The organism is Bradyrhizobium retamae, from assembly GCF_001440415.1.
Lineage (GTDB): Bacteria > Pseudomonadota > Alphaproteobacteria > Rhizobiales > Xanthobacteraceae > Bradyrhizobium > Bradyrhizobium retamae.
In genome coordinates this window covers 465,906-489,349 of sequence record NZ_LLYA01000001.1, presented here as the reverse complement: position 1 = coordinate 489,349, position 23,444 = coordinate 465,906, and the positions used below count along the sequence as shown (strand labels likewise).

The window sequence follows — 23,444 nt, the reverse complement described above, 5'->3', positions numbered from 1 at the left end:
CTAAAAAATCGTCACTGCACCCCGTAATCGGCGAATTCCTTGACGATATTGGGGTCCATCGCCTTCGCATTGTTAATATCGAGATCGCCTTCCGAAATCGAGCCGTTGCGCTTCTTGGCAAGACCGCGGCCGTACAGCGACGACGTCAATCGCGGGTTGATCTTGAGGGCGGCGTCGAAATCAGCAATTGCATTCTTGTTTAGGCCGCTTTTCAGGTTAACGAGGCCGCGGCTGTCGAGCGCGTCGACGAAATTCGGCCGCAGCCGCAACGCCTCGTTGCAATCCTTCAGTGCCGCCTGCAGATCCCCGATCACCGTGCGGGCCCAGCAGCGGTTGTTGTAAGCTTCCACATCCTTCGGATTCAGCCGCAGCGAATTGTTGAAGTCCTTGATGGCGAGCTCGTAGGCGCCCTTGCTCGCATAGACCTGTCCGCGCCGGTACAGCGCGGCGGCATCGTCCGGATTGTCGTTGAGCCTGGTGGTCAGGTTCTTGATGGTCGGGTCGTCGGCCAGCGCAACCGCAGTCGGGCTGGGGCTCTCGGCTGGCTTGGCCGGCGGCGGAGGCGGAGGAATCGCGGTTTCAACCGCCGGCTTCGGGGGCGCCGGAGGAGGTGGTGGCGGAGCAGGCGTGGCCACCTGGGGCGCGGCAGGTGCGGAAGCAGGGGCGGGTGCAGGCGCGGCGGTCGTTGGCGCTGCGGCCACCGGAGCTGGCGGCGGGCTCGCCGGCCGCGGACCGCCGCTGGGAATAAAGGAGAAATCCTCGGCCAGCGACGACGATATCCACGGCACCTGCTCCTGGCGCGAGGCACGGGTGACGCCGACGCGGGTGCGGTTCAGCGTTTCTTCCGCCATCAAATCGGGGGTGCGGATTTCCTTCAGCAGCTCTTTCACAAACAGGCTGCGGTCGCTGCCATTGTCGGAAACGACCGACGAGAGCGCGGCCGAATACATCACCAGCGTGCCGTTCGGTGCGATAACAGGGGCAAGGCCAGCGGAAAAGCTGCGGAACCGGCGCTCGAACGGATTGCGCCTGCTGGCGTCGATCAGCGCGATCTTGACGCCCGCGCCGCGGCTGTTGATCTCCCCCAGCACGGTTTCGAGGCTGAAACCGTCGCGGCGAACGTCGGCCTCGGTCCAGATCTGCGCATCGACGGGGATCATGTAGCTCTGGCGGCTCGACTGCACGCCAAAGCCCGAAAAGAATATCAGGGCGACCGAGCCGGGCTTGATTTTGCCGTACAGCCGCTCGAAGGCGCGGCGCATCTGCTCGCCGGTCAGGTTCTCGCCGATATCGACATTGAAGCCGTCGCGCTTGAGCTCTTCGGCGATGTCGCGGGCATCATTGATCGGTTCCTTCAGGGGCGCCTCGGCGTCCGGATATTTCGCGTTGCCGATCACCAGCGCATAACGTTCGCCGGCTGCGAGCGACGGGGCTACCGACGCGACCGCAAAAATCAGGGATAGGAGCAATACAAGGCGGGTTTTCATATTGACGGCAATCCAGCCAAAATGGCGCCGATACCAGCTTGCGCCGCGGCGACCTTACTCTACGCACTCTGCATTATCAAACCGCGCGCACAGCACGTCAACCGCTTGCGATCTCGTCACTAATTGCGACAATTAACCGCGACCGCACCGCGTGGGTGAAGGGAATAAACAATGTTGACGGGCGGCAACACCTCCGCGCGCGGACTGGGTCTGTGCAACCGGTTCCCGATCTGCTCGACCATCCTTTCGTGATACCCGGCTGCTTCCGAATGTGACGGTCATACCCGGGTCACCCGCGGGTTACGACCACCATGGAAATGTGACCCCTCTCACATAGTGCTCTGCAATGCCACGCGGTCGTCATTCGCGCACCGCGTTTGACCTTCGCAGATGACAATGGCTTGCTGCCGGTACCGGCCAAGTTCAGCAAAGAAAAGTTCAGCACAAAGAAAAGTGACACCGATGGGAAACGCCTACGAGATCTATGCCCTGCGCTATGCGACGATGTCGCCCCGCACTCCTCATTTGAATTTTCTGATCCCCGATCCGCACGACACCACGGCGCAGGACCTGGATTACTTCGTCTGGCTGATCCGAGGGAGCGGCCGCGACATCCTGGTCGACACCGGCTTCAATGCCGAGGAGGCAAAAGCGCGTTCGCGCAAACTCACGCTCAATCCGGTCGACGCACTGGCGGATTTCGGCGTTGCCGCCGATACAATTCGAGACGTGATCGTCACCCATCTGCACTACGATCACGCCGGCAACCTCGATCGCTTCCCGAACGCGCGGTTTCATCTGCAGGACCGCGAGATGAGCTACGCGACCGGGCGCTGCATGTGCAACGGCATGTTGCGGCATCCGTTTTCGGTCGAGCACGTCACCACCATGGTGCGCCACGTCTATGGCGAGCGCGTCACTTTCCATTCCGGCGACGGCGAGATCGCCCCCGGCGTGACGGTGCATCGCGTCGGCGGCCATTCCGATGGCCTGCAGGTCGTGCGCGTCGAAACTGCGCGGGGGCCGGTGGTGCTGGCGTCGGACGCTTCGCACTACTACGCCAATTTGCACAAGCGCAGCCCGTTTCCGATCGTCTACAATGTCGGCGACATGGCGCAGGGCTGGGAAATCGTCGAGCGCCTGGCCGGCCATCCCGACCGCTTCATTCCCGGTCACGATCCGATCGTGAGCGAGATCTACCCGCGCGCCAGCGATAAGGTCGACGCATTCGCGCTGCACCTAGCACCGTCGCGTTCTTTCACGAAATAGCGGACTGTTATGATGCCAGCGTACAACACGATCGGCTTCATCGGCCTCGGCGTGATGGGCGAGCCGATCTGCCGCAATCTCGTGAAGAAGAGCGGTAAGCGCATGATCGCGTTCGATGTTGCGGCCGAGCCGCTGGCGCGGCTGCAGGCCGAGGGCGCGAAGGCCGCTGGCTCCGTCGCCGACGTCGTCAGGCAAAGCGATTGGCTGTTCCTCTGCCTGCCCAGCGCCAAACATGTGCGTGCGGTGTTCGAGGGCGACGGCATCCTGAAGAACATCCGCAGCGGCCAAATCGTCGTCGATCTCGGCACGTCGTCAGTCGGCCAAACCCGGGAGTTTGCCAAGCTGCTGCAGGCCAAGGATGCGTCCTGGGCCGACGCGCCGATCGCGCGTACGCGCCAGGCGGCGCAGGACGGCACGCTGAGCGTGATGGTTGGCGCGACGCCCGCGCTTTACACCGAGATCGAGCCACTGATCGGTTGCTTTGCCACTGATGTCACCCATTGCGGCGACGTCGGCTCGGGGCAGGTGACGAAGATTCTCAACAACATGGTGCTGTTCGAAACCGTCAACGCGCTCGCCGAGGCGGTCGCTGTCGCGAAGCAGAATGGCGTCGACCCAAAGCTGTTGCTCGACACGCTCTCCAAGGGTTCGGCCGACAGCTTTGCGCTACGCAATCACGGCATGAAGGCGATCGTGCCGGGCAATTTTCCGGAGCGCGCGTTCTCGACCGAATATGCGCTGAAGGATCTTTCCTATGCGCTGGAGCTCGCAGCCGATGCGGGATTGAAAATCCGCGGTGCGGAGCTGGTCAGAACGATTCTGCAGGAGGCGATCGATGCCGGATCGGGCGATAATTATTTCCCGGTCATCGCGAAACATATTGGCCGCTAATCGGAGATAATCATGATTCAACGCTTTGCCGGGCTTACACCAACCCGCAGCCGCGCCGTCGCGCACGACGATCTGGTGTTCACGGTGGCTGTCGCGCCCGACCCCGTTACCCCGTCGATGTACGAGCAGAGTGTAAAGGCACTCGCCCGGATCGACGAAAGTCTCGCGCTGTGCGGCACGGACAAGAGCAAGATTCTCTCGGCTATCGTCTACATCACCGATATCAATCGGAAGGGCGAGATGAACCGCGCCTGGGACGAATGGGTCGATACCAAAAATCCGCCAATGCGCGCCTGCATCGGCGTCGATCTCGAGCCGCCTCATATCGTGGAGATCGTGGTGACGGCCGTGAAGTGAGCCTCGGCACAGCGCTCAAGCCGGTCAGTAAGCTTCCTTCGCGTCAGCCTCTTCGCTAGTTTGCACCAGGTCGAGGCTCGCCTCGATCTTCCCCAGCAGCCGCGCGAAATCCTTGCGCTCCTGCGCGGACAGACAGGAGAGAATCTCCTGTTCCCTGCGCAGCAGCCGCGGGATCAATTCCTCGTAGAGCGCTTCGCCCTTGTGCGTCAGACGCAGGCGGAATTCGCGGCGGTCGTCCTCGTTCTCGACACGCTCGACGATCTGCCGCTTCATCAGCGAGGTGACCGCGCGGCTGATGGTGGATTTGTGGGTGCGGGTGCAGTGGGCGATGTATTGCGCGCTGCAGGCATCGTGGCGGAAGCCGAGCGTCGCCAGCACGCGCCATTCCGGAATATCGAGCCCATAGCGCGCCGCATATTCGGCCGAGAGTGCGGAGCTGACTTCCGCCGCCAGCCGGTTGAGCCGGAACGGCACGAACTTGAAGAGGTCCAGTCGTGCGGCCCTTTTCGGCGCGCTTTCTTCCCGCGAACCGGCCGCCATTTCGCCTGACATCGCTTTTGGCAAGAATCGCCTCGATTTGAGTTGACGCCGGACCCGGCCAGGGGTTTAAGATAGTTGCACGTGAGACTAATTAGCAGGGTTGCAGGCCGCTAGCCAGCGTTTTCGAGCGAAGTGGATACCGGTTCGCGTCAAGAAAACGCGTCAGAACAAGATCTCTAGGGTTGACCCGCATGGCGCTGACTAAAACCCAATTCGGCTATCGTCGCCACTCCGACCAGGATCGGGCAGGCGCGAACGTGGCCGAGCATCCGATCGTCGTTGTGGGCGCTGGTCCAGTTGGGCTGTCGCTGGCGATCGATCTGGCGCAGCGCGGGCAAGCGGTCGTGCTGCTCGACGACGCTGACCGGATCGGCGAGGGCTCGCGGGCGATCTGCTTCTCCAAACGCTCGCTCGAATTCTGGGACCGGCTTGGCATCGGCCAGCGCATGGTCGACAAGGGCGTGGTGTGGAGCGTCGGCAAGATCTTTCACGGCGACTCCCAGCTCTACCAGTTCAATTTGCTGCCCGAGGAGGGTCACAAGCGGCCAGCCTTCATCAACCTGCAGCAATTCTACGCGGAAGCCTATCTGGTCGATCGTGTCGAGGAACTCCCCGAGATCGACCTGCGCTGGCGCAACAAGGTGACCGGGCTCGAGCCGCACAACGACCATGTGGTGCTGACGATCCAGACGCCGGACGGCCCCTATCGGCTGGCGGCGCAATACGTGGTCGCCTGCGACGGCGCCCGATCCTCGCTGCGGCAAATGGTGGGGGCGGAGTTTGCGGGCCAGGTGTTCGAAGACCAGTTCCTGATCGCCGACGTTAAGATGACCGCGGCATTTCCAACCGAGCGCTGGTTCTGGTTCGATCCGCCGTTCCACGCCGGGCGCTCCGCGCTCCTGCACAAGCAGCCGGACGACATTTGGCGGATCGACCTGCAGCTTAATCGCTTCGCCGATCCGGCCGTTGAAAAGCTGCCGGAGAACGTGCGGCCACGCATCGCCCGCATGCTCGGTCACGACAAGTTCGATTTCGAATGGATATCACTGTACAAATTCCAGTGCCGGCGGATGAACAAGTTCATTCATGGCCGGGTGATCTTTGCCGGCGATGCCGCGCATCAGGTCTCGCCGTTCGGCGCGCGTGGCGCCAATTCCGGGCTCGAGGACGCCGAGAATCTGGCGTGGAAACTCGATCGCGTGCTGCGGGGTATCTCGCCCGAGGCGCTGCTCGAGAGCTACCACATCGAGCGCAGCGCCGCGGCCGACGAGAATATCCGTGAATCCACCCGCTCGACCGATTTCATGGCGCCCAACTCGCACCAGGAGGCGCGGTTGCGCAAGGCAGTGCTGTCGCTCGCCAGGGAAACCGAGTTCGGCAAGCGGATGGTGAATGCGGGGCGTCTCTCGACACCGTCGATCTACGAAACGCCGCTTTCGACCGCCGATAGCGATTCCTGGCGCGGCGGCCCGCGTCCCGGCGCCTCGATGCCGGATGCGCCCGTTGCAGGCCGGAGCGGCGAACCGATGTATCTCACCGATGCTTTCATCCGGGCGGGAACGGGGTTCACGCTGCTGGAGTTTAGCAATGGTGCTGCGCCGGAGCTGCCGGAACGATTGGGCAATATCCGGGTCGGCGGCAACGGTGGCCTTGCCGATTCTGCAGGTCTTGCCGCCAGTCGCTACAACGCCGAGCCCGGCACGGCCTATTTGCTGCGTCCCGATGGCTACATCGCGGCGCGCTTTCGGCGTCCGACCCGGGCGGCACTCGACGCCGCGCTCGCGCGTGCCGCCGGCCACAACTGAGGTTTCGTCATGGCGCTATCGACCAGTTCGAACTTTGCCAAGCCTGATGACGCGTTCCGCGCCATCGTCGAGGCGCATCGTGGACTGAACGACGAGCAAAGCGCCGATCTTGATGCGGCACTGGTTCTCATCCTCGCCAATCACATCGGCGACCTCGATGTGCTGAAGGAGGCGATCGCGCTCGCCGCTCGGCGGATGCTCGATGCGAGCCAGCAGCAGCAACAGCAATAGTAATTCGTCCCTTAAACGAAGTCAGGAATCGAATTGATGGCTAAAGGTTTCGCGTCTACCACCGATCTGGCGGAGAAGAAGGTCACCTTCTCCGAGATAGGCACTGATCTCTACGCCTTCACCGCCGAGGGCGATCCGAACTCCGCGATCATCGTTGGCGACGACGGCTGCCTTGTGTTCGACGCCCAGTCGACGCCGGCGATGGCCAACAAAGTGATCGAGCGGGTGCGCACCGTCACCGACAAGCCAATCAAATATGTCGTGCTGTCGCACTATCACGCCGTCCGCGTGCTCGGCGCCTCCGCCTACAAGGCGCAGGGCATCGTGTCGTCGGCCGAAACCTACCGGCTGATCGAGGAGCGCGGCCAGCAGGATTGGGATTCTGAGTACGGCCGCTTTCCCCGGCTGTTCCAGGATGCGCAGAGCATTCCCGGGTTGACCTGGCCGACGCTGACATTTGAAGGCGAGATGTCGATCTTTCTAGGTAAGCGCGAGGTGCGGCTGATGCAGCTCGGCGCCGGGCATACGTCGGGCGATATCGTGGCCTGGGTGCCGGATGCCGAGGTGATGTTTTCCGGCGACCTCATCGAATATCACTCGGCCTGCTATTGCGGCGATGCGCATTTGCGTGAATGGCCGATGACGCTGAATGAAATTCGCGCCTTCAATCCGAAGGCGATCGCGCCGGGCCGCGGCGACGCGCTGAAGGGACTTTCAACCGGGCGCGACGCGATCGCGATGACGCGCGACTTCGTCACAACGCTCTATGGCGCCGCGGAAAGCTCGGTTGCCAAGGGCCGCACGCTGAAAGAGACCTTTGCCGCGACGCGCGAGGTGATGGATCCAAAATTTTCCAGCTTCGCCATTTACGAGCACTGCCTGCCGTTCAACGTCTCACGCGCGTTCGACGAGGCTTCGGGAATAGACGATCCCGTGATCTGGACCGACAAGCGCGACCAGGAAATGTGGGCCGCCCTGCAAGGAGGAGGATAGACCATGAATATCAACACCTCGCCTGATCAGATCGTTCGCAGCAGCGCACAACTGACGCCGGGTTATATGTCCGGTTTCGGCAACAGTTTTGAAACCGAAGCCTTGCCCGGTGCGCTGCCGATGGGCCGCAATTCGCCGCAGCGCTGCGCCTACGGGCTCTACGCCGAACAGCTCTCCGGCTCGCCGTTCACCGCGCCACGCGGCAGCAATGAGCGCTCCTGGCTCTATCGCATCCGCCCGTCGGTGAAACATTCGGGCCGTTTTGCGAAAGTTGATGCCGGGCTGTGGCGCACCGCGCCGTGCCATGAGTATGATTTGCCGATCGCGCAACTGCGCTGGGATCCGGCGCCGATCCCGAAGGAAGACAAGACGTTCCTGCAGGGCGTGCAGACCATGACGACGGCGGGCGACGCCAATACGCAGGCCGGCATGGCCGCGCACGTCTATCTCATCACCAAGTCGATGATCGATCAGCATTTCTATAATGCCGACGGCGAGATGATGTTCGTGGCCCAGCAGGGCAACCTGCGCCTCGTCACCGAGTTCGGCCGCATCGACATCGAGCCGGGCGAGATCGCAGTGATCCCGCGCGGCGTGAAATTCCGGGTGGAGATTCCGAATGGACCTGCGCGCGGCTATCTCTGCGAGAATTACGGCGGCGCCTTCACGCTGCCGGAGCGCGGGCCGATCGGCGCCAACTGCCTCGCCAATTCGCGCGACTTCCTCACGCCGGTCGCTAGCTATGAGGACAAGGACACGCCAACGGAGCTCTACGTGAAATGGGGCGGCTCGCTGTTCAAGGCGACGCTGCCGCATTCGCCGATCGACGTGGTGGCCTGGCACGGCAACTACGCGCCCTACAAATACGATCTGCGCACGTTCTCGCCGGTCGGCGCCATCGGCTTCGACCACCCCGACCCCTCGATCTTTACGGTGCTGACCTCGCCGTCGGAGACCGCAGGCACCGCGAATATCGACTTCGTCATCTTCCCGGAGCGCTGGGCGGTCGCCGAAAACACCTTCCGCCCGCCCTGGTATCATATGAACATCATGTCGGAGTTCATGGGGCTGATCTACGGCGTCTACGACGCCAAGCCGCAGGGTTTTGTGCCCGGCGGCATCTCGCTGCACAACATGATGCTGCCGCACGGTCCCGACCGCGAAGCCTTCGATCACGCCAGCAATGGCGAGCTGAAGCCGGTAAAGCTGACCGGCACCATGGCCTTCATGTTCGAGACGCGTTTCCCGCAGCGGGTGACCGAGCACGCGGCGACGTCGGCGACGCTGCAGGATGACTACGCCGATTGCTGGAAGGGACTTGAGAAGCGGTTCGATCCGAACAAGCCGTGATCTTACCCTCCCCTGGAAGGGCTCCTCCAGGGGAGAGTGACAAAAGTACCCTCTGCGTCTCACGGGAAAACCATGCCCCACCCCAACGATCCCAAACTCCGCTCCTTCATCGACGTCGCGCCCACTTCCCATTTCCCGATCCAGAATCTCCCTTACGGCGTGTTCTCCGCCAAGGACGGGCTCGCCCCACGCATCGGTGTCGCGATCGGCGATTACGTGCTCGATCTCTGGCAGCTCGCGCAGGACTGCCGCTTCGATCTCGTCGAGCCGGCGGTGTTCGCCGCGCCGCAGCTCAATGCGTTCATGGCGCTGGGGCCGAAGGTCTGGTCGAGCACGCGGGCGCGGATCAGCGAGCTTTTGCGGCACGATCATCCTGAGCTCCGCGACAACGAAGCCTTGCGCAAGCGCGCGCTGGTGCCGATGGCGGACGTGAAGCTGCACATGCCGTTCGCGGTCTCCGGCTACACCGATTTCTATTCGTCCAAGGAGCACGCCACCAATGTCGGCGTGATGTTCCGCGGCAAGGACAATGCGCTACAGCCGAACTGGCTGCACATGCCGATCGGCTATAACGGCCGCGCCTCCACGGTTGTTGTCAGCGGCACGCCGGTGCGCCGGCCGCGCGGCCAATTGAAGCCGCCGACGGCCGACATGCCGAGTTTCGGCCCCTGCAAGCGGCTCGATTTTGAGCTGGAGATGGGCCTGGTGGTCGGCCAGCCATCGGTGATGGGCGAAATGCTCACCGAGAAGCAGGCCGAGGAAATGATCTTCGGCTTCGTGATCCTCAACGACTGGAGCGCGCGCGACATCCAGCAGTGGGAATATGTCCCACTCGGTCCGTTCCAGGCCAAGGTGTTCGCGACCTCGATCAGCCCGTGGGTGGTGACGCGCGAGGCGCTGGAGCCGTTCCGCCTCAACGGCCCTGTGCAGGATCCGAAGCCGCTGCCGTACTTGCAGCAGACGCAGCCGAACAACTACGACATGGCGCTGGAGGTGGACTTGCGCGCCGCGCCGATGAACGCGCCGAAAAATATCAGCCGCACCAATTTCAAATACATGTACTGGTCGTCGGTGCAGCAGCTCGTGCACCATGCGTCTTCAGGCTGCGCCATGAATGTCGGCGATATCTTGGGGAGCGGCACCATCTCCGGTCCGGAGAAGGACCAGCGCGGCAGCCTGTTGGAGATAAGCTGGAACGGCACCGAGCCGGTCGAGCTGGCCGAGGGCGTGAAGCGCTCGTTCCTGGAGGATGGCGATTCGCTCGTGATGCGCGGCTGGTGCCAGGGCGACGGCTACCGCGTCGGCTTTGGCGAAGTTGAGGGGACGATTTTGGCGGTGGGGTAGCCGTCATTGTGAGGCCGTAGGTTGGGGCAAAGGTGCGTAGGGCCGTGCCCACCATCTATCCCGATGCGGATCTAATGGTGGGCACGCTTCGCTTTGCCCACCCTACTCAACTTCGCAATGACGCGGATAGTTCAGCGCTCCTGTGACGGTATATCCCGCAGCCGCGCACAGTGCGCGGCAATATCCTCAAGGCTGTACTTCAAATGCACTCGCTTGTCCGACGGCGGGTGCTTGACGACGCACACGCCCGGCCGTCGCTCGATCGCGGGCCGGATCGGCCGCCGCTCAAAACCGCCGCCGCAGTTCGGGCAAACGTTATGCAGCTTGGTCTCGACGCAATCCGCGCAGAACGTGCATTCGTAGGAACAGATCCGCGCGTCCATCGCATTCGGTGGCAGGTCCTTGTCGCAATATTCGCAGTTTGGTCGGAGTTGCAGCGCCATGCGGGGTCTCGTGGGGTGATTCCTACAGATCATCGCAAATGGGATCGGGAACGCGAATGACGAATTTCCCTCGATTTGGGCCATGCGGCCCCAGTGCCTCATCGAACCGGCTCACTTCAACGGCAGCCTTGCGCTCTCCTTCAGCCGGTCCAGCACGACCGACGAGCGGACATGCGCGACACTCTGATGCGGCATCAGCACGTTGTTGACGAGATCGGAGAGGTCCTTCAAGTCGCGCAGCACCACTTTCAGCACATAGTCGGCGTCGCCCGTGAGCGAATAGGCCTCCTGAATGTCGTCGACGTGGTTGACCAGTGCGCGAAATTTCTTGGCGTTGTCGGGCGAATGCGTCGCCAGCGTAATGTGAATGAAGGCGATGAGGTTGAAGCCGAGCGCCTCGCCGGCGAGGTCGGCGTGGTAGCCGGCGATGACCTTTTCGTCCTCGAGCCGCATCCGCCGCCGCGAGCATTGCGAGGCGGACAGGCCGACGAGGTCGGCGAGTTGCTGGTTGGTCAGCCGGCCGTCGTCCTGCAGCGCGGCCAGCATTTTGAGGTCGAAGGCATCCACGGGAATCATGCGTCAACTGCCGGTTTCGTGCACGAACTGTGCGAGATGATAGCCTAACGCCCCTCGGTTTGCATACACTTTGCGCCCGTTTCGCCCGATATTGGTCTGGATCAATCTACGGGAGTTTAGCCATGGGTCCGTTTCCGCACGATGCGCCGGCCGCCACCATCAGCGCCGACAACCCGATGGGCACCGACGGTTTCGAGTTCGTCGAGTATGCGCATCCGAACCCGGAAGAGCTGCACGCGCTGTTCAAGCTGATGGGCTTTGCGCCTGTTGCCCGCCACAAGATCAAGAAGATCACGGTCTATCGCCAGGGTGACATCAATTATCTGGTCAACGAGGAGCCTGGCACCCATGGCCATGGCTTCGTCGCGGCGCATGGGCCTTGCGCACCGTCGATGGCGTTTCGCGTGGTCGACGCCAAGCTGGCCTACGAGCGGGCGCTCTCGCTCGGCGCGGAGCCGGCCGATGTTTCGTCCGCTCAGAAGACGCTCGACGTTCCCGCGCTCAAGGGCATCGGCGGCAGCCTGCTCTATTTCACCGACCGTTACGGCGCCAAGGGATCGGCCTATGATCTCGAGTTCGAATGGCTGGGCGCGCGCGATCCCCGGCCCGTCGGCGCCGGGCTCTATTACATCGATCACCTCACCCACAACGTCCATCGCGGCCGAATGGACGTCTGGACCGGCTTCTACGAAAAGCTGTTCAACTTCCGCCAGATTCGCTTCTTCGACATCGAGGGCCGCGCGTCCGGCCTGTTCTCGCGTGCGCTGGCCAGCCCGGACGGCAAGATCCGGATCCCGATCAACGAGGATGCCGGTGACTCCGGACAGATCGAGGAATATCTCAACATCTATCGCGGCGAGGGCATCCAGCACATCGCCTGCGGCGCGCGGGACATCTACCGTACCGTCGAGACGCTGCGCGAGGCCGGATTACCGTTCATGCCGTCGCCGCCGGATACCTATTTCGAGAAGATCGACGCACGCCTGCCGCAGCACGGTGAGGACGTCGCCCGCCTGCAGCGCCACGGCATTCTCATTGACGGCGAGGGCGTGGTTGATGGTGGCCACACCAAGGTGCTCTTGCAGATCTTTTCCGCGAACGCGATCGGGCCGATTTTCTTCGAATTCATCCAGCGCAAGGGCGATGACGGCTTTGGTGAGGGCAACTTCAAGGCGCTGTTCGAATCGATCGAGGAGGATCAGATCCGGCGAGGCGTGTTGAATGTGGGGAATGCAGCGTAGCCTGTTGTCGTCCCGGCCTTGAGCCGGGACCCATACCGCGTGATTTCACGATTTTGCGCGGGAGTGAGTTGCGTCTCACAAGCAAACCCTGTGGTTATGGATCCGCGCGTGTGCGCGGGGACGACGGAGAGTTTACCTCCCCGCCCTCCACGCGCTGGTCAACTCCCCGATATCCGCCTTCTCCGCATCCCGGATCGCCGACGGCGTGCGCGAGAATCGCGGCGCGGGCGCCGGTTGCATTACGCCGTGGCGCTCGACGAAAATATTTCGCGCGGCATTGTGCGGATGCTTCGGCGCTTCGGCCATCGTCAGGATCGGCGCGAAGCAAATGTCGGTGCCTTCCATGATCTTGCACCAGTCTTCGCGGGTCTTGCTCTTGAACACTTTTGTCAGCTTTTCCTTCAGTGCCGGCCAGGCCTTGCGGTCCATCTGGGCGTCGAAATCGGCGTCGGTGAGGCCGGCATGCTGGCGCAGCAGCGCATAGAACTGCGGTTCGATCGAGCCGATCGAAATGAAGTTGCCGCAGGAACATTCATAGATGCCGTAGAAATGCGCGCCGCCGTCGAGGAAATTCTGCTCGCGGCCTTCGACCCAGCGGCCGATCGCGGTCATGTCGAAGAACATCGACATCAGCGACGCCGCGCCGTCGCACATCGCCGCATCCACCACCTGGCCCTTGCCGGACTTCGACGCTTCCAATAGCGCCGCCAGCACGCCGACCACGAGATAGAGCGCGCCGCCGCCGAAATCGCCGACCAGGTTGAGCGGCGGCACCGGCTTCTCCTTGGTGCCGATCGCTGCAAGCGCGCCGGTGACCGAGATGTAGTTGATGTCATGGCCGGCCGCGTGCGCCAGCGGGCCTTCCTGGCCCCAACCGGTCATCCGGCCGAACACCAGCCGCGGATTGCGCGCCATCACCACATCGGGTCCGAGGCCCAGCCGCTCCATCACGCCGGGACGGAAACCTTCGATCAGCGCGTCGGCATTGCTAAGCAGGTCGAGCACCTGCGCGACAGCAGCCTTGTCCTTGAGATCGAGCTCGACGACTTTGCGGCCGCGACCCGCCACCGATTTCAGATTCTTCTTCGCGCCGATGCGGTCAAGCGTTACGACTTCGGCGCCCATGTCGGCCAGCATCATGCAGGCGAACGGACCCGGGCCGATGCCGGCGAATTCGACGATGCGGAAGCCTGTAAGCGGGCCGGAGGTGCGGGTGGCGGATTGGGGGGCTGGTTGATCGAGCACGTTGTTTTCTCTCCCAAGGGAACGTCTTAATTAGTTGATTAGCTAAATTGTCCCGCCGAAGCGAGGCCCTGGCAAGCTTCTTTTGCCGAGAATCGAGCCAAAATACGAAAGCGGCGCGCATCGCTGCGCGCCGCTCATGTCAAAGTCGCGTGCAGGCGCTGATCAGCCGGCGGCGGTCACCGCGCGCTGCGCCATCACCTTGATCAGGTTGGCGCGATAGTCCGAGGTGCCGTGAATGTCGTTCATCAGGCCGTCGGCGGAAATCTTGACGTTATCGAGCGCGGCGGCCGACCAGTTGGCCTTCAGCGCCGCCTCGATCGCGGGCACTCGCATCACGCCGTCTTGCGATGCGCCGGTGGCGGCGACGCGGACGTCACCCGCCGGGGTTTTTGCGACGAACACGCCGGTCAGGGCAAAGCGCGACGCCGGATGGTTGAACTTCGCGTAGCCCGCTTTGGCCTGAACCGGGAACGACACGGCGGTGATGATTTCGCCGTCATCGAGCGCCGTGGAGAACAGGCCCTTGAAGAAATCATCCGCCGATATCGAACGCTTGTTGGTCTTCACGGTGGCGCCGAGCGCCAGCACCGCCGCCGGATAGTCGGCCGCGGGATCGTTGTTGGCGAGCGAGCCGCCGATGGTGCCGCGATGCCGCACCGCCGGGTCGCCGATCAGGGAGGCGAGGTAAGCCAGCGCCGGGAGTGCCTTCTGCACCGTTTCGCTCGAGGCCACGTCGTGATGGGTCGTCGCCGCCTTGATCATTATTCCGTCACCGGTTGGCTCGATGCCGACCAACTCCTTGATCTTGCCGAGATCGATGACGTCGGACGGCGAGGCCAGCCGCTGCTTCATCACCGGAATCAGCGTGTGGCCGCCGGCCAAATATTTCGCGTCGGAACCCTTGGTGAACAGGCTTGCTGCTTCGTCGACCGAAGAGGGGCGGTGATAGGTTGTCTGGTACATGGCTGTGCTCCCCTTTTACGCGTTGCCGTGAATGGCATGCCACACCCGATCGGGCGTCGCCGGCATTTCGAGTTTGTTGTTGCCGATCGCATCGGTGATGGCGTTGATGACGGCGGCCGACGCGCCGATCGCGCCCGCCTCGCCGCAGCCCTTTACGCCGAGCGGATTGCCCGGACATAGCGTCGTCGTGTGCGACAGCTTGAAGGAGGGCAGGTCGTCCGCGCGCGGCATGGTGTAATCCATGAACGACGCGGTCACGAGCTGGCCGGATGAGTCGTACACCGCGCCCTCCAGCAGCGCCTGGCCGATGCCCTGGGCGAGGCCGCCATGGACCTGGCCTTCGACGATCATCGGATTGATCAGCCGGCCGAAATCATCCGCCGCCACGAAGTTGACGAAGGTGCTCTTTCCGGTGCCGGCATCCACTTCCATCTCGCAGATATAGGCGCCGGCCGGGAAGGTGAAGTTGGTCGGGTCGTAGAATGCGCCCTCCTTCAGGCCTGGCTCCATGCCGTCAGGCAGGTTGTGCGCGGTGTAGGCCGCGAGCGCGACCATCGGCAGCGCCAGCGACTTGTCGGTGCCGGCGACCTTGAACTCGCCATTCTCGATGACGATGTCGTTCTCCGATGCTTCGAGCTGATGGGCCGCAATCTTCTTGGCCTTCGCTTCGACTTTTTCCATCGCCTTCAGGATCGCAGTGAGGCCGACCGCCGCAGAGCGCGAGCCGTAGGTACCCATGCCGAACTGCACCTTGTCGGTGTCGCCATGGACGATCTGGACCTGGCTGATGGGAACGCCGAGGCGCTCGGCGATGAGCTGGCAGAACGTCGTCTCGTGGCCCTGGCCGTGGCTGTGCGATCCCGTCAGGACCTCGATGGTGCCGACCGGATTGACGCGCACTTCCGCCGATTCCCACAGACCTACGCCGGCACCGAGACTGCCGACCGCCTTTGAAGGCGCAATGCCGCAGGCCTCGATGTAGCAGGAGACGCCGAGGCCGCGCAGCTTGCCCTCGGATTTCGCTTTTGCTTGGCGGGCCGGGAAGCCCGCATAGTCGATCGCCTTCATTGCGGCATCGAGCGAGGCGTGGAAGTCACCGATGTCATAGGCCATGATCACAGGCGTCTGATGCGGAAACTGCGTGATGAAATTCTTCTTCCGCAACTCGGCCGGATCGACATTCAACTGCCGCGCCGCCGTTTCCATCAGCCGTTCCACCACAAAACTTGCCTCGGGCCGGCCCGCGCCGCGATAGGCGTCGACCGGAACGGTGTTGGTGTAGACGCTGATCACCTCGGCGAAGATGTTGGGAATGTTGTACTGGCCCGACAGCAGCGTCGCATAGAGATAGGTCGGCACCGAGGAGGAGAACAGCGACATGTAGCCGCCGAGATTGGCGTAAGTCTTCACGCGCAAGCCGGTGACCTTGTTGTCCTTGTCGAACGCCATCTCAGCCTTGGTGAGGTGATCGCGGCCATGCGCGTCGGTCAGGAAGGCTTCGGTGCGGTCGCCGGTCCACTTCACCGGACGGCCGACCTTCTTGGAGGCCCACAGCGCCACCATCTCCTCGGGGTAGATGAAGATTTTTGAGCCGAAACCGCCGCCGACGTCAGGCGCCACCACCCGCAGCTTGTGCTCCTGCGCGATGTTGTAGAACGCCGACAGCACGAGGCGGGCGACATGCGGATTCTGCGAGGTCGTGTAGAGCGTAAAATGCTCTTCAGGTTCGTTATATTCCGCGATCGCCGCGCGCGGCTCCATCGCGTTCGGCACCAGGCGGTTGTTGGTGATGTCGAGCGAAACGATGTTGGCTGCGGATTTGAATGCGGCATCGGTCGCGGCTTCATCGCCGATGGTCCAGTCGTAGATCACGTTGCCCGGAGCCTCGGGGTGCAGTTGCGGCGCGCCCGGCTTGATCGCGGCGCGAATGTCCGGAACGGCCGGCAATTCCTCATAGTTGACGACCACGGCCTCGGCCGCGTCGCGGGCCTGGTTCTTGGTCTCGGCGATCACCACCGCGACCGCCTGGCCGACGAAGCGCACGGTCTCCGGCGCCATCGCCGGCCATGCACCCATCTTCATGCCGGTGCCGTCCTTGGAGGTAATCGCCCAGCCGCAGATCAGATTGCCGATCTTGTCGTCGACGATCTGCTGGCCGGTCAGCACGCCGACCACGCCCGGCATCTCCATCGCCGCCGAGGTGTCGATGCTCTTGATCTTCGCATGTGCGTGCGGGCTGCGGATGAAGTGTGCGTGGGTCATGCCCACCAGCTTGATATCGTCGACGTAACGGCCCTTGCCTGTGATGAAACGGCGGTCTTCCTTGCGCACGACGCTTGCGCCAATGCCTTCAACGCCCATGTCCTGTCCTCCCGACCGGAATTATTGTTTCCGCGATTTCTCTCGAGCCGCGGTGTCGAATTCGGAAAATGCTGGCCTGCGCCAGTTATTCTGCCGCCTGTGCGACCTTCATGCGTCCGGCGGCGTCGAGCACCGCCTTGACGATGTTGTGGTAGCCCGTGCAGCGGCAGATATTGCCTTCCAACTCGTGCCGGACGGTTGCCTCGTCGAGATTGCCGTTGTGGCGGTGCACAATATCGATCGCCGACATGATCATGCCCGGGGTGCAGTAACCGCACTGCAGGCCGTGATTGTCACGGAACGCTGCCTGCATCGGGTGCAGTTCGTTGCCCTTGGCGATGCCCTCGATGGTGGTCACGGTCGAGCCTGCGGCCTGGCCGGCCAGCACGGTGCAGGATTTCACCGCCCGGCCGTCAATATGGACGACGCAGGCGCCGCACTGGCTGGTGTCGCAGCCGACATGCGTGCCTGTCAGGTTCAAATGGTCGCGAAGGAGATGGACGAGAAGGGTCCGGTCTTCGACCTCGGCCGAGACGGCCTTGCCGTTTACCGTCAGCTTGACTGTAGACACGCGTGGTACCTCCCGATGTTTTATAATTATTCCAATTAGAAACAGCGGCGAAGGAACTTGCAACTAGGATTTTGGTCGGCGCTGTCATTGTGATGACATTGGCGCGGCTTCGTGCCGAAGACTCTCGACGCGAATTTTTCTTACGCTCCCCTAGAGGGGTCCGAGACGAGCGAAGCTCGCTCGTGGGTCGCCGCGCATCGTAAGATGCGTGGCGGGGTGGGGTGACGGTATCACCTCACGATCAGTGCCCGAGTGGAGAGACCACCCCACCCCGTTTTGCATTTCGCTTCGCTCCACGCGAACCGACCCACGAGCGAGCTTTGCTCGTCTCGGACCCCTCCAGGGGAGGATAAGAGCAACCCCTTGCAAGTTTTGCCCAGATTTACCCGCCCTTATCCATTCTGCCTTAACTTTGCGCACCGGATCGGGGGCTGGGCTTCCGATGCCTGTTTTTCAGAACGAAAACGGGGGGTGACGTGCGATTTCTGAAGCGTGGCGGCTCGTCTTTCAAGCTCCCGACCCTGCGGTTCCGCGCCAAGATAATGCTCGGCTTTGCCGTCGTGCTGGCGATTTCGGCCGCCAGCATGGGGTTTGCCTATCTCGGGTTCGAGCGGGTTTCGGCCGGCGTGGAGTCCTACCGGCGCAGCGTGCTGGAGGCCGATCTGTCACGCGACATCGACCGCGAACTGATTTCCTACCGGTCGCTCGCCCGCTATTTCGTGGCGACCGGAAAGGAAGAGGACGGCAAGGCGGCGCTAGCTGCCGAGGCCGGCCTGAAGGACGCAATCATTGCCTCGATGAAGGGGACCACCAATCCGACGCGGCTCGAGCAGGTCGCGAAACTGGAGCGGGAGTTCCGCGCCTTCACCAAGATTTTCGCCGACATCGTCAAGGTCAAGGACGAGAGTGCGCGCGTCACGCAGAACCAGCTCACCCGCACCGGCAACTCGCTGCGCTACAAGCTGGACGATCTCCCGAGCAATGCCGACGATGACGAAATGCCGGTGATCACGCTCGGCGCGAAGAAGGTGACCGAACAGTTTCAGGCGGTCACTGCGCTTGCCAATACGTTCGTGGTCAATTCCGATAAGACGGTCGCTGCCAGCGCAATGGCGCGCCTGAAATTCGTCGAGAACGCGCTCAAGGCGATTTCGTCGAACAACGAAAAGATCCGCGAGGGGATCAAGGAAATCTCCGGCATGCTGGAGGAATACCAGAAGTCGCTCGCCAAGCTGGTCGACAATTCCAAGGAGATCGACGAGCTGACGCTGGAAATGACGGAATCGGCCGCCGCTATCAACAAGGGCTCGGGCGCCATGAAGTCGGACCTCCTGGCCGATCAGAAACGGCTCGAAGCCGAGTCGGACGCGACCATCGGCGAGACCGAGCGGCTGATCCTGATCCTTGCCGCCGGCGGCTTTTTGCTCGGTTGTGTCTGGGCCTTCTTCCTCGGCAAAGGTATTTCCCGGCCGATGATTGCGATGTGCAACGCGATGCGCGAACTCGCCGCCGGCAATTTCGAAGTCGTGCTGCCCGGCCTCGGCCGCAAGGACGAACTGGGCGAGATGGCAAGCGCGGTCGAGGAGTTCAAGGTGCAGGCGATTGCCCGCGCCGAGCGCGATGCCGCCACCCAGGAAGCGCAGAACAAGGCGGCGAGTGCTGCGCGCCGCGCCGAACTCATTCGCTTCGCCGACGAATTCGAAGTTGCAGTCGGCGCCATCGTTTCCAACGTGTCGTCCTCGGCCGTGCAACTCGAATCCGCTGCCGGCAAGCTGACGCGGACGGCGGAAACCACCCAGAGCCTCTCAAGCCAGGTCGCCGGCGCCTCGGAAGAAGCCTCCACCAACATGCAGTCGGTGGCGTCCGCGACCGAGGAACTGTCGGCTTCCGTCGACGAGATCGGGCGGCGCGTCAAGGAATCCAGCCAGATTGCAAAGGCCGCCGTGCGTCAGGCCGAACAGACCGACGGGCGGATCGGCAAGCTGTCGCGTGCCGCGCAGGAGATCGGCGACGTGGTCAAGCTGATCACGGCGATTGCCGAGCAGACCAACCTTTTGGCGCTGAACGCCACCATCGAGGCCGCCCGCGCGGGCGATGCCGGCCGCGGCTTTGCCGTGGTTGCATCCGAAGTCAAATCGCTCGCCAGTCAGACCGCGAAGGCGACCGACGAGATTTCCAGTCACATCTCGGGCATGCAGGGCGCGACGCAGGAATCGGTCGCCGCGATCAAGGAGATCGGCGGCACCATCGGCAGGATCTCCGACATCGCCGCGACGATCGCCAGCGCCGTCGAGCAGCAGAGCGCGGCAACGCAGGAAATTGCGCGCAGCGTCCAGAACGTCGCGCAAGGCACGCAGGAGGCCGCCGCCAACGTCATGCACGTCAATCGCGGCGCGACTGAAACCGGATCGGCGTCCGAGGAAGTGTTGGATTCGGCCCGCACGCTATCCAGCGAAAGCACGCGCCTTCGCGAAGAACTCGATCGCTTCATGGCGAATATCAGGGCAGCATGATTGTCGCTCCTGCGAACGCAGGGGCTCATAACCACCGCAGACCATTGTTGCCGAGCAACCAACCCGAGTGCCTCTTGCAAGTGGCCGCGGCGCCGCGATGAGCGCAATTGCGCTCACGCTCGGGGTCCCTGCGCTCGCAAGGGACGACAGATCACTCCCTCCCGAACTGGTGCTTCAGTTCCACCTTCGCGCGCTCCAGTCGCGCGCGCTGTGTTTTCGGCAACGTCTTGCCGGCGCGGTTGATGTAGAAGGTCAGCATCGACAGTGCCGAGCGATAGGCGCCCGACTTGCGGCGCGCACTGTGCTCGGCGGAGCGCTTGAGCGATGCCGCGATCTTCTTCGCACTGGTCTGCTTGAAGACGCCGCGCTTCAGATCGAGCGCGTCGCTTTCCCGTGTTACTCGTTGCGACCACCGTTTCGGCGATGGTTTCTTCGCCGTTGTCGTGCGGCTGCTCTTCCGGGCTGCGGTCGTCCGTGGTTTCGCCGTTCGGCCATGTTCGACTCCATTGCTGTTTTGCCGAAAACGGCCGCCTGATTGTTCGGTTCCCTTGATGCGTCGAGAACGCGAAGTCGTATTCAGTCGTGCGTGCTGAATACCGCCTTCGCGGAGTATGACAGTCGTTGTGAGTTGCGCTCGCTATGATGTCGATCGGCCCCGCACGATACGCAGAGCACGGCGACAGCTATGCAATTTCGCCATGCGAAAGTCTCCGGAACCGCACCCTCTGAAAGGCGTTATCTTCACGGCGGGCACCATGTTTGCCGCAATTGAGCGTGAAAACCCTGGGGCTGGGGCGTTCCGGGGTGCTTTTTCATTGGCTAAATCCGATGGATGTGAAAGCGATATGGCGGGGGGCGGCAGTGGCTGAGAGCGCGTCCACTACGTCGCTGGAGCAGGACAATGCTCGCGTCATCGAGACCAGCATACCCACGCGGCTCGATTGCCTGCGTTGGGGCGGCTTTCATACCCGCGTCGTGGCCGCACTCGGCATCACCTGGATTCTCGACGGGCTGGAAGTCACGCTGGCCGGCGCCTTGTCGGGCGCGCTGAAGGAGAGCCCGACGCTGCAATTTTCGAATCTTGATGTTGGTCTCGCCAACAGCGCCTATCTCGCCGGCGCCGTGCTCGGCGCTCTCGGTTTCGGCTGGCTGACGGACCGGATCGGGCGCAAGAAACTGTTCTTCATCACGCTCGCGGTCTATCTCAGCGCGACCGCCGCCACCGCGCTGTCGTGGAACGTCGCGAGTTACGCGCTGTTTCGCTTCCTGACGGGGGCGGGCATCGGCGGCGAATATACCGCGATCAATTCGACGATTCAGGAGTTGGTGCCGGCGCGTTATCGTGGCTGGACCGACCTCGTGATCAACGGCAGTTTCTGGATTGGGGCTGCGATCGGCGCGGTCGCCGCCATCGTGCTGCTCGATCCCAACGTGCTGGCGCCGGATCTCGGCTGGCGTATGGCGTATTTCATTGGCGCCGCACTCGGCCTGATTGTGTTCGTGATGCGGATGTGGATTCCGGAAAGCCCGCGCTGGCTGATGATCCATGGCCGTCCCGAGGAGGCGCACGCGATTGTTGACGGCATCGAGAGGTCCTCGAAGCGGCATCCTGATCATGAGGCCGACGAAATATTCCCGAAGATCCGCTTACGGATGCGCAGCCACACGCCGCTTGGTGAGGTGGCGCATACGCTGTTCACGACCTACCGGCGGCGTTCGATGGTTGGATTGGTGCTGATGGCCTCGCAGGCATTCTTCTACAACGCCATCTTCTTCACCTTCGCGCTGGTGCTGACCGATTTCTTCGGCATTCCGTCAAATGACGTCGGCTGGTACATCCTGCCTTTTGCGGCGGGCAATTTCCTCGGGCCGTTGTTGCTCGGCCGGCTGTTCGATACGATCGGTCGCCGCGCGATGATCGCGGCGACCTATGGCATTTCCGGCCTGTTGCTCGCGCTGTCGGGCTACCTGTTCTCGATTGGCGCCTTGAGCGCGCAGACCCAGACCATCGCCTGGATGGTGATCTTCTTCTTTGCCTCGCCGGCGGCGAGTGCGGCCTATCTGACCGTCAGCGAGACATTTCCGCTGGAGGTGCGCGCGCTCGCGATTGCGCTGTTCTACGCGATTGGAACGGGCGTCGGCGGCGTGGTGGGACCGGCCCTGTTCGGTGCGCTGATCGATACTGGATCGCGCAACAGCGTTTTCGCCGGCTACCTGTTCGGGTCGGCATTGATGATCGTGGCCGCCGCTGTCGCGTGGCGGTATGCCATTGCGGCCGAGCGCAAATCGCTCGAATCTGTCGCACGGCCGCTCGCATGTGTGGAGTAGGATGAGATGGACGACATGAATCAGGATCTGGCCGAAATGTCATTGGAAGACGATATTGCCCGCGAAGACGATGCCGCGCTGGAAACTGTTCCGGTGCCACGCTCGATGGTGCCGCACTTAAGCGAGTCCGCCATTCTGCTCGACATTGACGGCACGCTGCTCGATCTGATGCCGACGCCGCGCGAAGTGTGGGTGCCGCCGGGGCTGGCGAAGACATTGAACCGCCTGCTGGTCAGGACCAACGGCGCGCTGGCGCTGGTCAGCGGCCGCTCGCTCAACGATATCGACCTGATTTTCGCGCCCGATCAATTCCCGGCCGTCGGCGGCCACGGCGCCGAAATGCGGATCGAACCGGACAGCGACTCGGTGGCCGCCCACGCCCCGCCGATGGATAGGGAGTTGAAGCGCCGGCTGGCGGCGATCGCAAAGCTGAGCCCGGGAATATTGCTGGAGGACAAGGGCTACTCGCTGGCGCTGCACTATCGCCTCGCGCCGCATGCCGAGAAGGCGATTTATGCCGCGGTGTCGCTGATCAGGGCCGATCTGCCCAATGCGCCGATTGAAGTGTTGCCGGGCAAATGTGTCTGCGAAATCAAGCATTCCGGCTTCACCAAGGCGAGCGGCGTGCGCGAATTGATGACGCGCGAGCCGTTCAAGGGGCGCCGTCCGTTCTTCATCGGCGACGACGTTACCGACGAGAGCGTCTTTGCGATCATGCCCGACCTCGATGGCCTCGCCTTCTCCGTCGGCCGCCGTGCCAAAGGCGTGGCCGGGCATTTCGATGCGCCCAGCGACGTCAGGGAATTCCTTACACACCTGCTTGATGACGAAAGGGACGCAACACTGCCATAATGTTTTTCGTCTCGACGAGATTCGAACACAGATTCTCGCGCTTGACGCCGAGGTTCGCGGCAAATTTTATTTTTCGTGAGTTCC

The 23,444-nt window shown here is 62.7% G+C and carries 21 protein-coding genes; 12 read left to right on the top strand and 9 right to left on the bottom strand.

Annotated elements, in window-relative coordinates:
- Window positions 1-11: 11 nt before the first annotated feature.
- Window positions 12-1,487 carry a caspase family protein gene (locus tag CQ13_RS02250; protein WP_057841358.1) on the bottom strand — a complete coding sequence of 492 codons (1,476 nt, stop codon included), beginning with the start codon at window positions 1,485-1,487 and terminating at the stop codon, window positions 12-14.
- Between the two features lie 462 nt (window positions 1,488-1,949).
- Between CQ13_RS02250 and CQ13_RS02245 the strand changes: the two genes are divergently transcribed.
- The 3 genes from CQ13_RS02245 to CQ13_RS02235 are packed head-to-tail and all read left to right on the top strand — an operon-like array spanning window position 1,950 to window position 4,004.
- A complete protein-coding gene (locus tag CQ13_RS02245; protein ID WP_057841357.1) occupies window positions 1,950-2,756 on the top strand; it encodes an N-acyl homoserine lactonase family protein in 807 nt (268 codons plus the stop codon).
- 12 nt (window positions 2,757-2,768) lie between these two features.
- A complete protein-coding gene (locus tag CQ13_RS02240) occupies window positions 2,769-3,647 on the top strand; it encodes an NAD(P)-dependent oxidoreductase (protein WP_156433441.1) in 879 nt (292 codons plus the stop codon).
- A gap of 12 nt (window positions 3,648-3,659) precedes the next feature.
- A complete protein-coding gene (locus CQ13_RS02235; protein ID WP_057841355.1) occupies window positions 3,660-4,004 on the top strand; it encodes a RidA family protein in 345 nt (114 codons plus the stop codon).
- A gap of 24 nt (window positions 4,005-4,028) precedes the next feature.
- Here CQ13_RS02235 and CQ13_RS02230 read toward each other — a convergent pair whose 3' ends face one another.
- A complete protein-coding gene (locus CQ13_RS02230) occupies window positions 4,029-4,556 on the bottom strand; it encodes a MarR family winged helix-turn-helix transcriptional regulator (RefSeq protein ID WP_057841354.1) in 528 nt (175 codons plus the stop codon).
- Window positions 4,557-4,735: 179 nt separating this feature from the next.
- Between CQ13_RS02230 and CQ13_RS02225 the strand changes: the two genes are divergently transcribed.
- From CQ13_RS02225 to fahA, 5 genes are all read left to right on the top strand, one after another.
- Complete coding sequence (locus CQ13_RS02225; RefSeq protein WP_057841353.1) at window positions 4,736-6,349, top strand: FAD-dependent oxidoreductase; 1,614 nt, start codon at window positions 4,736-4,738, stop codon at window positions 6,347-6,349.
- Window positions 6,350-6,358: 9 nt separating this feature from the next.
- On the top strand, window positions 6,359-6,580 hold the full coding sequence (locus CQ13_RS02220; protein WP_057841352.1) for a DUF2783 domain-containing protein: 222 nt from the start codon (window positions 6,359-6,361) through the stop codon (window positions 6,578-6,580).
- 36 nt (window positions 6,581-6,616) lie between these two features.
- Window positions 6,617-7,573 carry an MBL fold metallo-hydrolase gene (locus CQ13_RS02215; protein ID WP_057841351.1) on the top strand — a complete coding sequence of 319 codons (957 nt, stop codon included), beginning with the start codon at window positions 6,617-6,619 and terminating at the stop codon, window positions 7,571-7,573.
- A gap of 3 nt (window positions 7,574-7,576) precedes the next feature.
- The gene (gene hmgA / locus CQ13_RS02210) at window positions 7,577-8,923 is read left to right on the top strand and encodes a homogentisate 1,2-dioxygenase (protein ID WP_057841350.1); all 1,347 of its coding nucleotides are present in this window, start codon (window positions 7,577-7,579) and stop codon (window positions 8,921-8,923) included.
- A 72-nt stretch (window positions 8,924-8,995) separates the two neighbouring features.
- Window positions 8,996-10,267 carry a fumarylacetoacetase gene (gene fahA / locus CQ13_RS02205; RefSeq protein ID WP_057841349.1) on the top strand — a complete coding sequence of 424 codons (1,272 nt, stop codon included), beginning with the start codon at window positions 8,996-8,998 and terminating at the stop codon, window positions 10,265-10,267.
- Between the two features lie 131 nt (window positions 10,268-10,398).
- Here the strand turns inward: fahA and CQ13_RS02200 are convergent, their stop codons facing one another.
- Together CQ13_RS02200 and CQ13_RS02195 are read right to left on the bottom strand one after the other, a co-directional pair.
- Window positions 10,399-10,710 (bottom strand): DUF1272 domain-containing protein, encoded by a 312-nt coding sequence (locus CQ13_RS02200; RefSeq protein ID WP_057841348.1) that lies wholly within the window; start codon window positions 10,708-10,710, stop codon window positions 10,399-10,401.
- Window positions 10,711-10,821: 111 nt separating this feature from the next.
- A complete protein-coding gene (locus tag CQ13_RS02195; RefSeq protein ID WP_057841347.1) occupies window positions 10,822-11,286 on the bottom strand; it encodes an Lrp/AsnC family transcriptional regulator in 465 nt (154 codons plus the stop codon).
- A gap of 122 nt (window positions 11,287-11,408) precedes the next feature.
- Between CQ13_RS02195 and hppD the strand changes: the two genes are divergently transcribed.
- The gene (gene hppD, locus CQ13_RS02190; RefSeq protein ID WP_057841346.1) at window positions 11,409-12,527 is read left to right on the top strand and encodes a 4-hydroxyphenylpyruvate dioxygenase; all 1,119 of its coding nucleotides are present in this window, start codon (window positions 11,409-11,411) and stop codon (window positions 12,525-12,527) included.
- A 132-nt stretch (window positions 12,528-12,659) separates the two neighbouring features.
- Here hppD and CQ13_RS02185 read toward each other — a convergent pair whose 3' ends face one another.
- The 4 genes from CQ13_RS02185 to CQ13_RS02170 form a co-directional block, all read right to left on the bottom strand.
- Window positions 12,660-13,772, bottom strand: coding sequence for a CaiB/BaiF CoA transferase family protein (locus CQ13_RS02185; RefSeq protein WP_057841345.1), 1,113 nt, complete (start codon window positions 13,770-13,772; stop codon window positions 12,660-12,662).
- 162 nt (window positions 13,773-13,934) lie between these two features.
- Entirely contained in the window at window positions 13,935-14,735 is an 801-nt protein-coding gene (locus tag CQ13_RS02180; RefSeq protein WP_057841344.1) for an FAD binding domain-containing protein, read from the bottom strand.
- Window positions 14,736-14,750: 15 nt separating this feature from the next.
- Window positions 14,751-17,096, bottom strand: coding sequence for a xanthine dehydrogenase family protein molybdopterin-binding subunit (locus tag CQ13_RS02175; RefSeq protein ID WP_057841343.1), 2,346 nt, complete (start codon window positions 17,094-17,096; stop codon window positions 14,751-14,753).
- 85 nt (window positions 17,097-17,181) lie between these two features.
- The gene (locus tag CQ13_RS02170; protein ID WP_057841342.1) at window positions 17,182-17,667 is read right to left on the bottom strand and encodes a (2Fe-2S)-binding protein; all 486 of its coding nucleotides are present in this window, start codon (window positions 17,665-17,667) and stop codon (window positions 17,182-17,184) included.
- Window positions 17,668-18,209: 542 nt separating this feature from the next.
- Between CQ13_RS02170 and CQ13_RS02165 the strand changes: the two genes are divergently transcribed.
- Window positions 18,210-20,180 carry a methyl-accepting chemotaxis protein gene (locus tag CQ13_RS02165; RefSeq protein WP_082637273.1) on the top strand — a complete coding sequence of 657 codons (1,971 nt, stop codon included), beginning with the start codon at window positions 18,210-18,212 and terminating at the stop codon, window positions 20,178-20,180.
- A 151-nt stretch (window positions 20,181-20,331) separates the two neighbouring features.
- On the opposite strand, the gene CQ13_RS40095 is transcribed toward CQ13_RS02165, so the two are convergent.
- Window positions 20,332-20,733, bottom strand: a complete 402-nt coding sequence (locus CQ13_RS40095) for a DUF3175 domain-containing protein (protein WP_082637266.1) — start codon at window positions 20,731-20,733, stop codon at window positions 20,332-20,334.
- 275 nt (window positions 20,734-21,008) lie between these two features.
- On the opposite strand from CQ13_RS40095, the gene CQ13_RS02155 reads away from it, so the two are divergent.
- Both CQ13_RS02155 and otsB read left to right on the top strand, forming a co-directional pair.
- Entirely contained in the window at window positions 21,009-22,508 is a 1,500-nt protein-coding gene (locus CQ13_RS02155; protein WP_082637265.1) for an MFS transporter, read from the top strand.
- 15 nt (window positions 22,509-22,523) lie between these two features.
- The gene (gene otsB, locus CQ13_RS02150; protein ID WP_057841442.1) at window positions 22,524-23,360 is read left to right on the top strand and encodes a trehalose-phosphatase; all 837 of its coding nucleotides are present in this window, start codon (window positions 22,524-22,526) and stop codon (window positions 23,358-23,360) included.
- Window positions 23,361-23,444: the final 84 nt, after the last annotated feature.

Bases quoted from the DNA above. Each gene is read 5' to 3' on its own strand.
- hmgA (WP_057841350.1), top strand. From the start codon at position 7,577: ATGAATATCAACACCTCGCCTGATCAGATCGTTCGCAGCAGCGCACAA.
- hppD (WP_057841346.1), top strand. From the start codon at position 11,409: ATGGGTCCGTTTCCGCACGATGCGCCGGCCGCCACCATCAGCGCCGAC.
- CQ13_RS02200 (WP_057841348.1), bottom strand. From the start codon at position 10,710: ATGGCGCTGCAACTCCGACCAAACTGCGAATATTGCGACAAGGACCTG.
- CQ13_RS02240 (WP_156433441.1), top strand. From the start codon at position 2,769: ATGCCAGCGTACAACACGATCGGCTTCATCGGCCTCGGCGTGATGGGC.
- CQ13_RS02220 (WP_057841352.1), top strand. From the start codon at position 6,359: ATGGCGCTATCGACCAGTTCGAACTTTGCCAAGCCTGATGACGCGTTC.
- CQ13_RS02180 (WP_057841344.1), bottom strand. From the start codon at position 14,735: ATGTACCAGACAACCTATCACCGCCCCTCTTCGGTCGACGAAGCAGCA.
- CQ13_RS02175 (WP_057841343.1), bottom strand. From the start codon at position 17,096: ATGGGCGTTGAAGGCATTGGCGCAAGCGTCGTGCGCAAGGAAGACCGC.
- CQ13_RS02195 (WP_057841347.1), bottom strand. From the start codon at position 11,286: ATGATTCCCGTGGATGCCTTCGACCTCAAAATGCTGGCCGCGCTGCAG.
- CQ13_RS02165 (WP_082637273.1), top strand. From the start codon at position 18,210: ATGCTCGGCTTTGCCGTCGTGCTGGCGATTTCGGCCGCCAGCATGGGG.
- CQ13_RS02225 (WP_057841353.1), top strand. From the start codon at position 4,736: ATGGCGCTGACTAAAACCCAATTCGGCTATCGTCGCCACTCCGACCAG.
- fahA (WP_057841349.1), top strand. From the start codon at position 8,996: ATGCCCCACCCCAACGATCCCAAACTCCGCTCCTTCATCGACGTCGCG.
- CQ13_RS02245 (WP_057841357.1), top strand. From the start codon at position 1,950: ATGGGAAACGCCTACGAGATCTATGCCCTGCGCTATGCGACGATGTCG.
- CQ13_RS02250 (WP_057841358.1), bottom strand. From the start codon at position 1,487: ATGAAAACCCGCCTTGTATTGCTCCTATCCCTGATTTTTGCGGTCGCG.
- CQ13_RS02215 (WP_057841351.1), top strand. From the start codon at position 6,617: ATGGCTAAAGGTTTCGCGTCTACCACCGATCTGGCGGAGAAGAAGGTC.
- CQ13_RS02230 (WP_057841354.1), bottom strand. From the start codon at position 4,556: ATGTCAGGCGAAATGGCGGCCGGTTCGCGGGAAGAAAGCGCGCCGAAA.
- CQ13_RS02235 (WP_057841355.1), top strand. From the start codon at position 3,660: ATGATTCAACGCTTTGCCGGGCTTACACCAACCCGCAGCCGCGCCGTC.
- otsB (WP_057841442.1), top strand. From the start codon at position 22,524: ATGAATCAGGATCTGGCCGAAATGTCATTGGAAGACGATATTGCCCGC.
- CQ13_RS02155 (WP_082637265.1), top strand. From the start codon at position 21,009: ATGGATGTGAAAGCGATATGGCGGGGGGCGGCAGTGGCTGAGAGCGCG.